General features: G+C 43.2%; 12 protein-coding genes. 9 read left to right on the top strand and 3 right to left on the bottom strand.

Annotated features, from left to right (window positions below; translation table 11 throughout):
* Positions 1 to 254: 254 nt before the first annotated feature.
* Entirely contained in the window at positions 255 to 2,222 is a 1,968-nt protein-coding gene (locus Q1W14_RS15450) for an Ig-like domain-containing protein (RefSeq protein WP_300702978.1), read from the top strand.
* A gap of 25 nt (positions 2,223 to 2,247) precedes the next feature.
* Entirely contained in the window at positions 2,248 to 3,048 is an 801-nt protein-coding gene (locus Q1W14_RS15445) for a DUF3108 domain-containing protein (RefSeq protein WP_300703063.1), read from the top strand.
* Between the two features lie 26 nt (positions 3,049 to 3,074).
* Here Q1W14_RS15445 and Q1W14_RS15440 read toward each other — a convergent pair whose 3' ends face one another.
* Complete coding sequence (locus Q1W14_RS15440; protein ID WP_300702976.1) at positions 3,075 to 3,482, bottom strand: hotdog fold thioesterase; 408 nt, start codon at positions 3,480 to 3,482, stop codon at positions 3,075 to 3,077.
* A 165-nt stretch (positions 3,483 to 3,647) separates the two neighbouring features.
* Here Q1W14_RS15440 and Q1W14_RS15435 point away from each other — a divergent pair, with 165 nt between their 5' ends.
* The 4 genes from Q1W14_RS15435 (at position 3,648) to Q1W14_RS15420 (ending at position 9,205) form a co-directional block, all read left to right on the top strand.
* Positions 3,648 to 4,847 carry a glycoside hydrolase family 88 protein gene (locus tag Q1W14_RS15435; protein WP_300702974.1) on the top strand — a complete coding sequence of 400 codons (1,200 nt, stop codon included), beginning with the start codon at positions 3,648 to 3,650 and terminating at the stop codon, positions 4,845 to 4,847.
* Positions 4,844 to 6,397, top strand: coding sequence for a sulfatase (locus Q1W14_RS15430; RefSeq protein ID WP_300702972.1), 1,554 nt, complete (start codon positions 4,844 to 4,846; stop codon positions 6,395 to 6,397). Before Q1W14_RS15435 ends, Q1W14_RS15430 begins: the two co-directional genes overlap by 4 nt.
* A gap of 160 nt (positions 6,398 to 6,557) precedes the next feature.
* Entirely contained in the window at positions 6,558 to 8,591 is a 2,034-nt protein-coding gene (locus Q1W14_RS15425) for a patatin-like phospholipase family protein (protein ID WP_300702970.1), read from the top strand.
* Positions 8,592 to 8,659: 68 nt separating this feature from the next.
* Positions 8,660 to 9,205, top strand: a complete 546-nt coding sequence (locus Q1W14_RS15420; protein WP_300702968.1) for a methylated-DNA--[protein]-cysteine S-methyltransferase — start codon at positions 8,660 to 8,662, stop codon at positions 9,203 to 9,205.
* A gap of 60 nt (positions 9,206 to 9,265) precedes the next feature.
* Here the strand turns inward: Q1W14_RS15420 and cysS are convergent, their stop codons facing one another.
* Together cysS and Q1W14_RS15410 are read right to left on the bottom strand one after the other, a co-directional pair.
* Positions 9,266 to 10,741, bottom strand: coding sequence for a cysteine--tRNA ligase (gene cysS, locus Q1W14_RS15415; protein WP_300702966.1), 1,476 nt, complete (start codon positions 10,739 to 10,741; stop codon positions 9,266 to 9,268).
* Positions 10,742 to 10,855: 114 nt separating this feature from the next.
* Positions 10,856 to 11,602 (bottom strand): hypothetical protein, encoded by a 747-nt coding sequence (locus tag Q1W14_RS15410; RefSeq protein WP_300702964.1) that lies wholly within the window; start codon positions 11,600 to 11,602, stop codon positions 10,856 to 10,858.
* Positions 11,603 to 11,664: 62 nt separating this feature from the next.
* Here Q1W14_RS15410 and mnmA point away from each other — a divergent pair, with 62 nt between their 5' ends.
* The 3 genes from mnmA (at position 11,665) to Q1W14_RS15395 (ending at position 16,211) form a co-directional block, all read left to right on the top strand.
* Entirely contained in the window at positions 11,665 to 12,720 is a 1,056-nt protein-coding gene (gene mnmA, locus Q1W14_RS15405) for a tRNA 2-thiouridine(34) synthase MnmA (protein WP_300702962.1), read from the top strand.
* Positions 12,721 to 12,845: 125 nt separating this feature from the next.
* Positions 12,846 to 14,558: a DUF6377 domain-containing protein gene (locus Q1W14_RS15400; protein ID WP_300702961.1), complete on the top strand. Its 1,713-nt coding sequence runs from the start codon at positions 12,846 to 12,848 to the stop codon at positions 14,556 to 14,558.
* 201 nt (positions 14,559 to 14,759) lie between these two features.
* Complete coding sequence (locus Q1W14_RS15395) at positions 14,760 to 16,211, top strand: sulfatase (RefSeq protein ID WP_300702959.1); 1,452 nt, start codon at positions 14,760 to 14,762, stop codon at positions 16,209 to 16,211.
* Positions 16,212 to 16,248 lie beyond the last annotated feature (37 nt).

Genomic DNA, 16,248 nt, shown 5'->3' with positions numbered 1-16,248 from the left:
TTGAAAGGTCTTTCTGTGTAATTCATAATTCGGATTGATGGTATAACAGGAAACTAAATGCTCTTATTTAGTTTTCGTTCGCAAAATTATCCTTTTATCCGTATATAAGGTGTGAAATTCTTCCATTTTTAACTATGTTTTATATATAGATAAGGTGAAAAGGGCGTTTTTTGATTAAAATACTGTAAAGCATACTGCTAATTGGTAGAGAACCTTTATTTTTGCATCTTGTAAATTGTAAAGATGATATTAACATGAAGCCACTTTTCCGCCGGTTATTGGGAGTTGCTACCATTGCTGCCGTCTTGTATTCTTGTGCAAGTGTAGGCCGCATAGAAGGGGGGCCGATTGATGAGGCACCCCCGCGTTTTATAGGCGGTACTCCAACGCCGGATGCCCTTCACGTCGGCAAGAAGAAGATCGTTATAGAGTTTGATGAGTTCATCAAGCTCGATAAGCCCAACGAGAAGATTGTTATATCCCCTCCTCAAGTGCAGCAGCCCGAGATTAAGGCGAGTGGTAAGAAGGTCGTTATCACGTTGCAAGATACCCTTAAGGCAAATACTACCTATACCATCGATTTTGGTGACGCTATCCAGGACAACAACGAAGGCAATCCGTTGGAGAACTTTTCGTATACATTCTCTACGGGGGCGGAACTCGATACGATGGCCGTATCGGGAACTTTGTTGAATGCCTATAATTTGGAACCGGTGAAGGGCATGATGGTAGGTCTGCACTCCAACCTTGAAGATTCCGCCTTCTTGAAGTTGCCTTTCGAACGTGTAGGGCGCACTGATAGCCGTGGCCGTTTCTCCATCCGTGGTATATCTCCGGGTAAGTATCATATCTACGGATTGCAGGATGCCGATCAGAACTTTGCTTTTTCGCAACCTACGGAAATCATTGCTTTCCACGATTCGATTATTATTCCTTCTATGGAAGAGCGGATGCATCAGGACACCGTATGGATAGATTCTTTGACGATAGATACGATAATGGATCATAAGTACACGCATTTTCTACCCGATGACATTTTGCTGCGTTCCTTCAAAGAACTCAACTTCTCGCAACGTCTGGCTAAGAGCGAACGCCTGACTCCTCAAAAGTTCTCTCTTTATTTTACTGCCCCGGCAGATACTTTACCTTTATTGAAAGGTTTGAACTTTGACGAGCGTGATGCGTTTATTATAGAACAGACTACCGGACGTAATGATACGCTTCATTATTGGATCAAGGATTCTTTGGTCTATAAGCAAGATACTCTGAAAATGAGCGTTACTTACCTATATGCGGATAGTTTGAAGCAATTAGTTCCCCGTACAGATACGTTGAAACTTGTGTCGAAGTTGAAACCTAAGACCGAGAAGGAGAAAGAAAAGGAACGGGAAGAGAAAGAGAAGGAAAAAGAAAAGAGAAAAAAGAAGGGTGAACCGGAGAAACCGGATACTGAATTCCTACAGGTAGATGTGTATGCCCCTTCTGCGATGGATGTGTACGACTATATCTCTTTGACTTTTACTGAACCGTTAGCTAGTGTAGATACTGCTGCCATTCATTTAAAGCAGAAAGTAGATACGCTTTGGCAAGATTTGTCGTTTGAATTTGTCCATGATTCCTTGGATATAAAACGCTACAATGTTTTTGCTGAGTGGCAGCCTGGCGAAAGTTATGCATTTGAAGTGGACTCTACAGCCATGAACGGATTATATGGATTGTTTACCGATAAGATAAAGAAGGAGTTCAAGGCAAAAAAACTGGAAGAGTACGGACAGATATTCTTTAATGTGCACGGTGCCGACTCGCTTGCTTTCGTCGAATTATTGGACGCACAGGATAAAGTGCTACGTACTGTACCTTTGGTTGATGGGAAAGCCGATTTCTATTTCTTGAATCCGGGTAAGTATGGTGCACGATTGATCAATGATACAAATGGGAATGGAGTATGGGACACAGGAAACTATGCCGATAAACGCCAACCCGAAATGGTTTATTACTATCCACAGGTTTTGGATCTCAAGGCCAACTTTGATTTGACTCAAGACTGGAATGTACAGGAAAAACCACTGGATAAGCAAAAACCGGAAGAAATGAAAAAGCAAAAACCAGATGAAGACAAGAAGAACAAAAACAAGAATAACCAAAATAGCCAGAATAGCCGCAACAATAGCAGCAACAACCGTAACGGCAACCGTAACAGCGGGCGAAGCTATAGTTACTAAGCAAAAACGGATATTAACGTTAGTAATGGTGGGGCTGATCTGTTTGGTAGCCTCCCAACCGATACAAGCTCAGTGTACGGCAAAGAATGAAGCATTCAAGTCCGGTGAGCATGTAATGTACGATTTATACTTTAATTGGAAGTTTATATGGAAGAAGGTGGGACTGGCAAGCCTTACTACCAATGCTACGACTTATCATTCGCAACCGGCATATCGCTTCAACCTGCTTTCGGTAGGTAGCAAGCAAACAGACTTCTTCTTTAGGATGCGTGATACCCTGACTTGTTATGTCAGCGAGAAATTGGAACCTCTCTATTTCCGTAAGGCGGCCGAAGAGGGCAAACGCCATACGGTGGATGAAGCTTGGTTCTCTTACTCGGATGGCGTGTCGCATGTCAAGCAACGCCGTACATGGCATGAGCCTCTACGTGAGCCGCAGGAAATGGAATATAGTGATAGTCGTTGTATCTTTGATATGTTGAGCATTCTGGCTCAGGCACGTTCCTACGATTCGAAGGATTATAAGATAGGTGAGAAGATTCTCTTTCCCATGGCAACAGGGCGCAAAGTGGAAGAGCAGACCCTGATATATCGTGGAAAGGAAAACATTAAGGCAAATAATGATACTACTTACCGTTGCCTCGTATTCTCCTTTGTAGAATATAAGAAAGGCAAGGAGAAAGAAGTTATCACCTTCTTTGTGTCCGATGACAAGAATCACCTTCCCATCCGTTTGGATATGTATCTTAACTTTGGTTCGGCTAAAGCCTATCTGAAAAGTGTAAGGGGCAATCGTTATCCAATGACATCGATAGTCGCGAAATAGGAAGGAAGAAACAACCTGACATTTCATCATGACAGGTTGAACGGCAACGCATCTCCTTTTCTAAATACACTCGACTCGAAGGTGGCAATCAAATCGCCATTCTGATTGGTGACATCTATTTGATAATAACCGGTGGTACGTCCTATGTAACGTTCGCGAGCTTCGGCAAACAGCGTATCACCCGGTCCGCTACTGCGCAAGAAGGTTATGTTGGAAGAAAGTGAGAATGCCAGTGTTCCGTGTGAATTGGCGGCGGCAGCCAAAGCCAGGTCGGCGAGGGTGAAGATTGCGCCACCTTGTGTGCGGTGTCCCGCATTGAGATGTTCTTCTGTGATAACCATCTTTGCTTTGCTATATCCTTCTTTTACTTCTAACAATTCTACGCCAGCTCTTGTGGCGAATAAGTCGTACTTGAAAAATTCTTGTGGAGACATGATAATTAGTGATTAGTTATTAGTGATATGTGATTTGTTTATGATTTCGGGGCAAAAGTAACGATTTTAGCTTTTAATTGGATTATTTGTGAGGGTCAAATCTGCCCACCTTGCCTACTTTTGCAAAAGATAAATCATCAAACATTAATAAATAAATCCCTTATTATGAAAACAGTCCTCACTTCGTTGGGAATTTCCCTCCTTGTATTGGCTGGTTGCACAGGACAAAAGAAGACCGAAAGCAACTTTATCCAGGAAAACATTGATAATGCGGTAGCTCAGGAAACTATCCAGACAGACATTATCGAAAAATCAGGTAAAATTCTTAATCCGCGTACTATCAATGATGACGGTAGCATCCGCTATGTACCCATTGACGATTGGTGCTCAGGATTCTTCCCCGGTAACATCTGGTACACGTATGAGTTGACTGGTGACAAGAAGTGGTTGCCATTGGCAAAAAAGTATACCGAAGCTTTGGATTCGGTACAGTATCTCACCTGGCATCATGATGTAGGCTTTATGATTGGTTCCAGCTATTTGAATGGTTATCGTTTTGCACAGAAAGAAGCGTATAAGCCTGTTATTATACAGACAGCAAAATCTTTGTCTACCCGCTTCCGTTCGGCAGCCGGTGTGCTCCAGTCTTGGGATGCAGACAAAGGTTGGCAAGCTGAACGCGGTTGGAAATGTCCCGTTATCATTGACAATATGATGAATCTCGAACTATTGTTTGAAGCTAGCATACTTTCGGGTGACTCTACCTATTATAATATAGCCAAGAAGCATGCCGATACTACGATGGCTAATCATTTCCGTGCCGATAACAGCTGTTATCATGTAGTGGATTATGATCCTGAAACCGGTGAAGTTCGTGGTAAGTGTACAGCACAGGGATATGCTGACGAATCTGCTTGGGCACGCGGACAAGCTTGGGCTTTGTATGGCTATACCATGTGTTACCGTTATACACACGATGCCAAGTACCTGGAACAGGCTGAGAAGATTTACAACTTCATCTTTAATAACAAGAACATGCCGGAAGACTTGGTTCCTTATTGGGACTTCGATGCTCCCAAAATACCGAATGAGCCTCGTGATGCTTCTGCTGCGGCTTGTACTGCATCCGCTCTCTATGAATTGAGCACGTATATTCCGGGTAAAGGCTATAAAGAACAAGCCGATAAGATTATGGAAAGTTTGGGATCTCCTGCATATCGTGCAGCGGTAGGTACTAATGGAAACTTTATCCTGATGCATTCGGTAGGTAGTATTCCTCACGGTGCGGAGATTGATGTGCCATTGAATTATGCTGATTATTATTTCCTCGAAGGCTTGATGCGTAAAAGAGATTTGGAAAAATGAGAAATCAATTGAATATAATATTAGGTGGCTTGGGATTGTTTGCCTTGCAGGGTTGTAAAGCCCCGTCGGCTGAACAGGTGCAATCCCCTAATGTTATTTATGTCTTTCCCGACCAGTATCGCAATCAGGCAATGGAGTTCTGGGGACAAGAGGGCTTCCGTGATAAGGTGAACTTCCGGAATGATCCCGTACATACCCCTCGTCTGAACAACTTTGCCCGCCAATCTTTGGTGTTGAGTTCGGCCATGAGCAATTGTCCGTTAAGTAGTCCTCATCGTGGTTCGTTGCTGACGGGTATGTATCCTAATAAGAGCGGTGTGCCTTTGAATTGCAACTCAGACCGCCCTATCAGTTCATTGCGTGAAGATGTAGAATGTGTAGGCGATGTATTCAGTAAGGCGGGATATGATTGCGCCTACTTTGGTAAACTGCATGCCGATTTTCCTACTCCGAACGATCCGGCACGTCCGGGGCATTATGTTGAAGATAAAGTACCCGCATGGGATGCCTATACACCGAAATCCCGTCGCCATGGATTTAATTACTGGTATTCTTACGGTACATTCGATGAACATAAGAATCCTCATTACTGGGATACAGACGGCAAACGTCATGACCCGCATGAATGGTCGCCTTTGCATGAGTCGGGCATGGTTGTTTCCTATCTGAAGAACGAAGGGAATATACGCGATCCGAAGAAACCTTTCTTTATTATGGTGGGTATGAATCCGCCTCATAGTCCTTACCGTTCGCTGGACGATTGTATGGAGCAGGATTTCAACTTGTATAAAGACCAGCCTCTGGATAGCTTGTTGATACGTCCGAATGCCGATCCTAAGATGGCTAAGGCTGAAAGTGCACGTTATTACTTTGCTTCTGTTACAGGGGTTGACCGTGCTTTCGGGCAAATACTCGATGCGTTGAAGGAGCTTGGATTGGATAAGAATACCATTGTGGTATTTGCTTCCGATCATGGTGAAACGATGTGCAGCCAGCGTACGGATGATCCGAAGAACTCTCCGTATTCCGAGTCTATGAATGTTCCTTTCCTGGTTCGTTTCCCGGAGAAGATCAAGCCTCGTGTAGATGACCTTATGCTTTCTTCACCGGATATCATGCCTACCTTGTTGGGCCTAGCGGGTTTGTCCGATTCTATTCCGGCAGAAGTGCAAGGGCGTAACTATGCACCGCTTTTCTTCGATGAAAAGGCTGATATTGTACGTCCTACCGGAGCATTGTATATTCAAAATCTGGATGGTGAGAAGGATGCGGATGGCAAAGTCCGTTCTTATTTCCCTTCTTCCCGTGGGTTTAAATCCGCTCGTTATACCTTGGCGCTTTACATTGATCGTAAAGACCATAAACTAACAAAGAGCCTCCTTTTCGATGACGAGAAAGATCCTTATCAGTTGCACAATCTTCCTTTGAAAGAGAATCAGGAAGTGGTAAAAGAACTGTGTGCCGAGATGGGAAAAGTCTTGAAAGAAATAGACGATCCTTGGTATAAAGAGAATATTTTACCGGACATGATACCTTATAGTGGACAATAGGTAATATCTTAAGATAATCTACAAATTCCTTTGAGGGGATTTATTGCAACCCGTTTCGGCAAAGAATGAACTATCTGCCGGGGCGGGTTGTTCTATTAAATCCTTACACCCGACCCCTTGACTTTGGAGAGGGGAGAAAGGGGGTGAGGATTTATAATATATGAGGTACAGATTATTAATAGCGTTATTATTTCTCCCCCTTTTCTTGTGGGCGCAGAGTCGTCCCAAGGTAGCGGTGGTGTTAAGTGGTGGTGGTGCCAAAGGTGCCGCCCATATTGGTGCATTGAAAGTGATAGAAGAGGCAGGCATCCCGGTTGATTATGTAGTGGGAACAAGCATGGGAGCTATTGTGGGAGGATTGTATGCTATAGGCTATACTCCAGAACAACTCGATAGTATGGCAAGGGCTCAGAACTGGAAATTCCTCTTATCCGATGCACCGAATCCCAAAGACCTTTTGCTGGACGACAGGTTAAAATCGGAACGTTATGTACTCTCTATTCCATATTCTTTTAAGTCCGGTAATGTGCTGGAAGCGGGAATTATTAAAGGAAAGAACCTGGCACGGTTGTTCTCTACATTGACGTATGGTTATCAGGACTCGGCTAATTTTAGTCGTTTGCCTATTCCATTTGCTTGCGTGTCCGAGGATTTGGTAAATGGTACTGAAGTCGTGTTCCATGACGGTATATTGGCTACGGCTATGCGCTCCAGTATGTCTATTCCCGGTGTATTTGCTCCTATTTATTTAGATAGTATGGTATTGGTGGATGGTGGAATGGTTAATAATTACCCGGTGGATGTAGCTTTGGCTATGGGAGCTGACCTTATTGTCGGAGTAGATGTACAAAGCCCGTTGCTGGACGCTTCGCAGTTGAATTCGGTGAAAGATATCTTTGGGCAGATTATCAATCTTCAGGGAGAAAAGAAGTATTTGGAAAACCTTCGTAAGACCAATGTGCATATCAAAGTAGATGTAAATGGATATTCGGCAGCAAGCTTTAGCAAAGAAGCGATTGATACATTGATTGTGAGAGGAGAGCAGGCAGCCAGAAGCGATTGGAACAAACTGATTGACTTAAAGAAGCAACTAGGGTTAAGTACAGATTACCAGCCTCATCGACCGGGTCCTTATCCTGTTCCGAATGTTGCCGAGAGCAAGAAAATACCCGTCGATCCGCAGATCTCTGCTCCTGCTGCACGAGAGAATAAGTTGAATGTAGGTTTCCGTTTTGATACCGAAGAACTGGCGGCTTTGCAGGCGAATACAGTCTATTATCTGGGTAAGCAGCAGATGTCTCAACTTAGCCTGACGGCACGTTTGGGTAAACGTACCATGGCGCAAGTTGGATACAACTATCAATGGCGCAAGGGTTGGCAGACCGGAATAACTTATCAATTCGACTATAAAGATATCAGTATTTATAATGAAGGTAAACGAACCTTGGACTTGACCTTTACCCATCAACTGATTAATGCCGGAGTAGCGAAAGACTGGCATCAGATTCAGGTTAGTGCAGGTATAAACTTTAATAATTATCGTTATCATGATATGTTATCCCTGGAACCGGTGGATGCCATCATGTTCAAGAATGAATCTTTGTTCAGCTATTATGCCGGATTGGTATATAATAATATGAATGGAAGAAGTGTACCGACTAAAGGTATGGCATGGGCACTGACTTATAATCTTTATACCGATAACTTCTTCCAGTATAAGGATAATAATCCTATTTCAGCATTCTATGCCCATTGGCAGAGTTGTATTACGCCGATGAAGGACTTTACCGCTATTCCGTCAATCGATGGACGTGTTTTGACAGGGGGGCATGATAATTATACTTTTGCCGTTAGCAATCTGTTGGGCGGTAATATGCCGGGACGGTATATGCCGCAACAAATTCCTTTTGTAGGTATTAATAAAGCGGAATTGGCTTCTGGCACGGTGATTATTGCAGGTTTGAAACTTCGTCAACGGATATTGAAGAATCAATATATATCAATAGTAGGGAATTACGGGCGGAGTTCAGGAGAATTACATGAGCTTTTTGATAATGCTCTTTCGTATGATTTGGTAGGAGCAGGCATTGGCTACATGTACAATAGCTTTTTGGGGCCTGTGGAGATACAACTTAACTGGTCTAACCAAACAAAGAGTGTTGGCTGGTATGCGGGCTTAGGATTTACATTCTAAGTTTAACATGTATCGATATGTTTTGTATTTGCAAACTTCGTATCTTTGTGATTATTAAAATGTAAGATATGAATGATAATTCTCAAGACGTAAAACATGTAGTGCAGATACAGTACTATCAATCTCCCTGTGGGGAACTGATACTGGGGTCATTTAATCATAAACTTTGTCTGTGCGACTGGATGGTAAATGAACAGCGCAGAATGTTGATTGATAAAAGGATACAGAAAGCGTTGCATGCCCACTATGAAGTGGGTACTTCCGAGATTATTGAAAGAACAATAGCTCAGTTAGATGAATATTTCCTTAATCAGCGAAAAGAATTTGATGTCCCGTTGCTCTTTGCTGGGACTGATTTCCAGAAATCTGTATGGAATGAATTGTTGAATATCTCTTATGGAGAAACAGCTTCTTACGCTACTTTATCGCAAAGGTTGAATAACCCTAAAGCCGTTCGTGCGATTGCTGCTGCCAATGGGGCAAATGCGATTTCTATTTTGGTACCTTGCCATCGGGTTATCGGTAGCAATCATAAACTGGTAGGATATGCCGGTGGATTATTGGCAAAGAAGTTATTGCTGGAATTAGAATCTGCTGATAAGCTGATTTGGTAAAAAGAAACTGCCTCGAAATAAATAGTAGAGTAAATCTGTATTCCGAGGCAGTTTATATGCTTATTTATTTAGTTTCCATTCGCATCCTTCCTTACCATCTTTTATCTCGAAACCGAGTGCGGTAAGTTCATTGCGTATCTTGTCGGACGTTGCCCAGTCTTTATTGGCTTTTGCTTTCATACGCTCTTCCAACAGCATATCTACTACCTTACCAAAGGCTGCTTCACGCTCTTCGTTGGAAGCATTGTCTGAACTAAGGCCGAGGATATCAAATGAGAACAGATGGAATGTCTCCTTCAACTCTTCCAGATCATCGGCAGTGATAGTATCGTTACCTGCAAGGATATTGTTTATCATGCGTGCGCCGTCGAAGAGATGGGCGATAACAATCGGAGAGTTCAAATCATCGTTCATGGCCTCATAACACTTTTCGCGCAGTGATTTTGCGTCAACCGTTGACGTTGCGGCAGGCGTAATCTTATCCAATCCGTGAATAGCATCCATCAGTCTTGCCAAACCTTTCTCGGCAGCTTGCAGGGCTTCGTTGCTGAAGTCCACTGTGCTGCGGTAGTGCGCTTGCAGGATGAAGAAACGGATAGTCATCGGGGTATAAGCTTGTGCCAGCAGCGGGTTGCTACCTTTGAAGAACTCTTCCAAGGTGATGAAGTTACCGAGGCTCTTGCCCATCTTCTGTCCGTTGATGGTAATCATATTATTGTGCATCCAGTAGCGCACCATGTCTTTCCCCTGGCTGGCTACAGATTGTGCGATTTCGCATTCGTGATGCGGGAAGATGAGATCCATACCACCGCCGTGAATGTCGAAGCTCTCGCCCAGATACTTTTTGCCCATGGCGGTACATTCGGCGTGCCAACCGGGGAAACCGTTGCTCCAGGGAGAGGGCCAACGCATGATGTGTTCCGGCTGTGCGCACTTCCACAAGGCGAAGTCGGCTGGATTGTGCTTCTCGCTCTGTCCATCCAGCTCACGGGTGGTGTTCAGCACGTCGTCCAGATTGCGTCCGGAGAGCTTGCCGTAGTGGTAATCCTTGTTGTATTTTTCTACGTCGAAGTAAACGGAACCTTCGCTTTCGTAAGCATAACCGTTCTTCAATATCTCCTTGACCAGCTCTATCTGCTCGATAATGTGACCGCTGGCATGCGGTTCGATGCTGGGGGAGAGTACGTTCAAGGCTTCCATTGCCTTGTGGTAGCGGTTGATGTAGTATTGTGCCACTTCCATCGGCTCCAACTGCTCCAGGCGGGCTTTCTTGGCAATCTTGTCTTCGCCTTCGTCGGCATCGTGTTCCAGATGGCCTACGTCAGTGATATTGCGCACATAACGCACTTTGTAACCGATATGCGTCAGGTAGCGGAAAAGCAAATCGAAGGTGATTGAAGGGCGTGCATGCCCCAAGTGCGGATCACCGTAAACGGTAGGACCGCAGACGTACATGCCTACATTGGGTGCATGTAGCGGTACAAATAACTCTTTCTTTCTATCTAAAGTGTTGTAAATGGTCAGTTGTTGTTCCATAACGTTCTGATTTTGTTTTCTTTTGAATCACAAAGGTATAATAAATCTGTGAAAATCTATCTATAGGCAGGAAATATTCCTGCTTCAGATTTCCGTCTGTAAGTGACGACGGGCTTAATCTACCTCGTTCCCATCTTCGTCTTCTTCCTCATCGGATAACTCTTCTCCTTCTTCCGAAGAGAGTGCCAGATTGAATCGCTGTACTAGGTAAAGCATCAGATTCAACGCCTCAATAGCCTCTTTGGGAGATGGCAGGCGCTTGCTGTCGAATCGGTATAACAACTGGTTGGTACTAATGGCAAAGTCCCCGATTCGTTTTCCTTTTAGGTAGCCTGCTATTTCTTCTACCAGTGTCTCGAAGTCTCGTTCCTGTGGGTCCATATAGAACAAGGCCAGCAGTAGTTTGCCTTCTGCTACTGATACCGGCTTGCCGGGTGACTGGTTCTCTTGGAATACAGCTTGAAACTCTTGCTGCTCGTACTGGAAGGTATAGCCCACGGGCGAGTATTGCGCTATCGAATCGACCCCATCCAGCGAACTGATAAGGTTGAGCATGATGGTGTTTATCTTCTTGATGTTTTTATACCAGCCGAAGTAGGCACATATCCACAGTAGCGGCAGGATGAATGATAGCGGAACAAACACGATTATGCAGATAGTATCCCACCAGGTTTCAAGTGGGTTTATCAAGGCAGGAATCATCAGGGCAAGACTGCATATGCCGCTAAGGGGCAGCGATAAATAAAGTACATCTTTCGTCAGATACCAACAGTTGGTATAGAAACGTTGGGCATACATGTCATGCTTCAGGAGAAGGAGCGATTGCTTCCAGGTGATTTTGTCGCAAAGGTGATAATTCATAGGCTGATTGATAAATTTCGCAAAAGTAGTAAATTAAATTATCCTTTATTACTTTTGCATCCATGAATTCAAAGAAACGTGTGTTATTGGGTATGAGTGGTGGTACAGATAGTTCTGTGGCTGCCATGAAGTTGCAAGAGGCAGGGTACGAGGTGGTCGGCGTGACGTTTCGCTTCTATGAGGCGGAAGGCAATACAGCAGAATATCTGCAAGATGTCCGTGAGCTGGCCTCCCGACTGGGTATAGAACATATCACTTACGATGCTCGCGAAGTATTCCGTACACACATCATCCGTTACTTCCTCGACGAGTATCTCAACGGGCGTACTCCTGTGCCTTGCACCCTCTGCAATAACGAACTGAAATGGGCACTCCTCGCAAATATTGCCGATAAAATGGGTATTTATTGGATTTCCACCGGACACTATGTGCGCAAGACCCTCTTAGCAGATAAATTCTATATCACCCCTGCCGCCGACCGCGATAAAGACCAAACTTTCTTCCTCTGGGGCCTAAAGCAGAATATCCTGCAACGTATGCTCCTCCCCATGGGCGACCTTACAAAAGTGGATGCTCGTGCCTATGCTGCCGCCCGTGGCTTCGAGCGTGTAGCAACCAAGAAAGACAGCATCGGTGTGTGCTTTTGTCCGCTTGACTATCGGTCATTCCTGAAACGTGAAGTACCTGTCGAACAACTGCCCGGGCGCGGCCGGTTTGTTGATGAAAACGGTGCTTTTCTAGGTTGGCACGAAGGTTATCCTTTTTATACGATAGGTCAACGCCGTGGACTGGGCATACATTTGAACCGTGCTATTTTTGTAAAAGAAATCTCTGTAGAAAGAAATGAAGTAATGCTTGCCCCATTATCCTCATTATATAAAGAAGAAATGTATTTGAAAGAGTGGAATCTTATAGAAGATTGCCGTGTGCTCCATGCAGAAGAGGTAATTGTGAAGATACGCTACCGCAAGCAGGCAAACCGTTGTAAAGTCACCCTAACGGAGAAGGGATTGCTGCATGTTAGATTTATAGAGCCTTTGGAATCCATAGCACCGGGACAAGCAGCGGCATTTTATGATGCAGATGGATTGCTTTTAGGTGGTGGAATTATTATATAACATCTTTCTGTTAAAGGATAGGCGAAGGTTAATTTTCTGTGTTTGTATGAAGTCGATTGTATTTATTCTTACTTTTGCATAAGTCTTTTATGTCTGAATGAAGGAATACCACAATATAATACGATATGAAAAATACAATAAAGCCTTTTATTTCTCCTATTTATATATTTCTTTTGATTGTATCAATAACTTGTCTTGTAGGGTGTACTGAACATCAATCCCCTATATCACTATATACAAAACAACTGACCACTCTTGATAGCCTTATCAAATTGCGTCCGCAATTCCAGACAAAGAAAGAGCAGGATATTAAAGACGTCAAGAAGAAACTAAGTAAACTTCCGGCTTTGTCTCCCCAAAGGTATGAACTGAATAAAGAGATACAACAATTATATCGGGGATATATCTGCGACTCGTTGATATATTATATCTATGAAAATATCAAGCTCTCTAAACAATTGCATGATGATGTCAAAACAATGGACTCGGAAATGTTTCTGGCAACTTACCTTGCCAAATCGGGTATGTATCTGGAAGCCCTTGTTCTGATGGATTCTATCAAAAGAGCAGAAGTTAGTGAGGAATTGCTTCCTTCTTATTATCGTGCTTATAACCTTATCTATCGTCAAATAGCCTATATCTCCAAAGATAAAGTACTTGCCGAACATGTCTTTTCGCCCTCGGCAAAGTTATATCAGGATTCTTTATTAGCAGTGATGGATAGTGGTTCCATTATTTACTACGATGTCTATATGCAGAAGTATATGGACGAGAAGAGATTTGCAGAGGCATTGGTATTGTCGAAGGAACGTTTATCCTCGATGGCATCCGATGACCGCGAAAATGCCGGCGTTTGGTACAATATAGGAGATGTGAAATACAGTATGGGAGATAAAAATGGTTTCTTTGAAGCTATGTTGAATTCTGCTATAGAAGATATGCAGTTGTGTATCAAAGACCATGCCTCCTTGCACCGCATTGCCCGTACTTTGTATGAATGGGATGAAGTTTCACGAGCAGCGGGCTACATACAAATTTGCATGGAGGACATTTATTTCTATAATGCCAACTTGCGCAGTTTGCAGATAGCTAAAACGCTTCCGGTAGTCACTCAGGCTTATGAAAAAAAGAATCAGACTTATATCACAAATCTACGAACAGGTGTTACGGTTATCTTCTTATTACTGTTTTTATGTGTCGGGATATTGGTTGTGGTTGTTGTGCAAAAGAACAAGCTTTCGCGCATGCACCGCAAATTGCAGGAATCAAATGACAACCTGAATGCTCTAAGCTCCAAACTAGCGGATGCCAACACTCACTTGAATGAAGTTAACAATGAACTTATGGAGAATAACTACATCAAAGAAAATTATGTAGCCCATTTTATCCGATTGAGTTCAGAGTATATAGACAAGAACCAGAGGTTCAGACTCGAAGTGAACAAAGCTCTCCGAAAAGGAAAGATAGAAGAAGCTCTCCGTATGACTTTGAGTGCCGGTGTCGATGATGAAGATCTGGAAGAATTTTATGCTAATTTTGATGAGGCATTCCTCTCTATTTTCCCCCATTTCATCGAAGAATATAACAAGCTGATGGCGGAAGAAAACCAGATAATATTGACCGACAAGCAAAAAGACCGTAAAACACTGACTTCTGAATTACGGGTATTCGCATTGATAAGGTTGGGTTTTAGCGATAGTGCAACGATTGCTCAAATGCTTCGATATTCCATTAATACGATTTATAATATACGTTCCAAAGCAAAGAATAAATCTATTGTTTCCAAGGACTCTTTTGAGGTGCTGATTATGAAAATCGGTACACTCTCTGCGGAATAAAACGGAATAATCCGGTATTATTTCTCCTTATTCATTTCCTTCTCATCTCATTCTTACTATCAAAGTGGAATGATTAGTGTGCTGTATATCATTTGTTTATGATGTGGGCTGGTCTCATTTATCCTCATTTCAACTTAATCGCTGATATCCGGTTTTCTTTTCCCCCTATTTTTGTTCCATCTCAAAAAAACATTTAGTTGTATGAAAAACATGAAGAACTATCTTAATTGGGTATGGGGTGGAGTACTGGGAACTGTCGGAGCTTCCTGTATGGCAGCCACTCCTGCCAAGAGTGTAAAACCTAATTTCGTCTTTATTTATATGGATGATATGGGTTATTCGGATGTCAGTTGTTATGGAGAAACACGCTGGACTACACCGAATATAGATGCCTTAGCCGAACAAGGCATGAAGTTTACCGATTGCTATGCAGCATCACCTATCTCAAGCCCTTCTCGTGCTGGTTTTCTTACCGGGCGTTATCCGGCACGTATGGGTATTCAAGGAGTTTTCTACCCGGATAGCTACACGGGTATGGCACCGGATGAAGTTACAATGGCAGAAGTCTTGAAGGCAGAAGGGTATGCAACTGCTTGCATTGGCAAGTGGCATTTAGGAAGCCGAGACAAGTTCCTGCCATTGCAGCAAGGTTTCGATGAATATTTCGGTATTCCGTATAGCAACGATATGAGTGCCCAAGTATTTCTACGGGGCAATGAAGTGGAAGAGTTCCATATCGACATTGATAATGTGACTAAGAAATATACAGAAGAAGCCGTTGATTATATCCATCGAAAAGCTGATAAGCCTTTCTTCCTTTTTTTAGCACATAGCATGATGCATGTACCTATTTATGTTTCCAAAGAGTTTGCAGGTAAATCGGGTGCTGGTATTTATGGCGATGCAGTACTGGAAGTAGACTGGAGTGTAGGTAAGGTTATGGAAGCACTTCGTTCATTGGGACTTGATGATAATACATTGGTTGTATTTACAAGTGACAATGGACCTTGGTTACAAGAAGGGCCATTGGGTGGGAGAGCTTTGCCGTTGCGCGAAGGTAAAACCACAGCTTATGAAGGTGGTGTCCGTGTTCCATGTATAGCCTATTGGAAGGGGCATATCAAGCCATTGGTCAATAAAGATGTTGTGAGTTTGCTCGACTGGTTGCCAACGGTAGCCGATCTTAGTGGAGCCTCTTTACCGGAAGTACGTTTGGATGGTTATAACCTGGCGGATGTTTTGGATGGATCTGGTAAACGTGCCAGTGAGGACTATGCTTACTTCCGCAATAATCGTGATATTACCGATTACCGTTCCGGTGATTGGAAGATTTCTCTCCCTGCTCCCGGGATTAAAGGAAATTTTTGGCGTGCATCTACCGCTGCTCATGATACATTGCTCTTCAATCTTCGTGAAGATATAGGAGAAAAGAATAATGTCTATCATAAGTATCCTGAAAAGGTAAAAGAGATGTTACAAAAGTTACAGGAATACAGAAGAAACTTTGGTGAAATACCTCCTCCAATGGTAATGACCGGTAATGATGCTTCCAAATATTTACGTCAGCAACGGCAGGATGCAAGAGAAAAAGCCAAGGCAGCCGGTATAAAAGATAAAAGTACGGAAACAGACGGGTTCGTGAATGTGAAATAATAGTTGAACTTAATTTAATACACATGAAAAAAGAAAA

The organism is Bacteroides sp. (assembly GCF_030151085.1).
Classification (GTDB): Bacteria; Bacteroidota; Bacteroidia; order Bacteroidales; family Bacteroidaceae; genus Bacteroides.
This window is presented reverse-complemented; position numbering and strand designations above follow the sequence as displayed.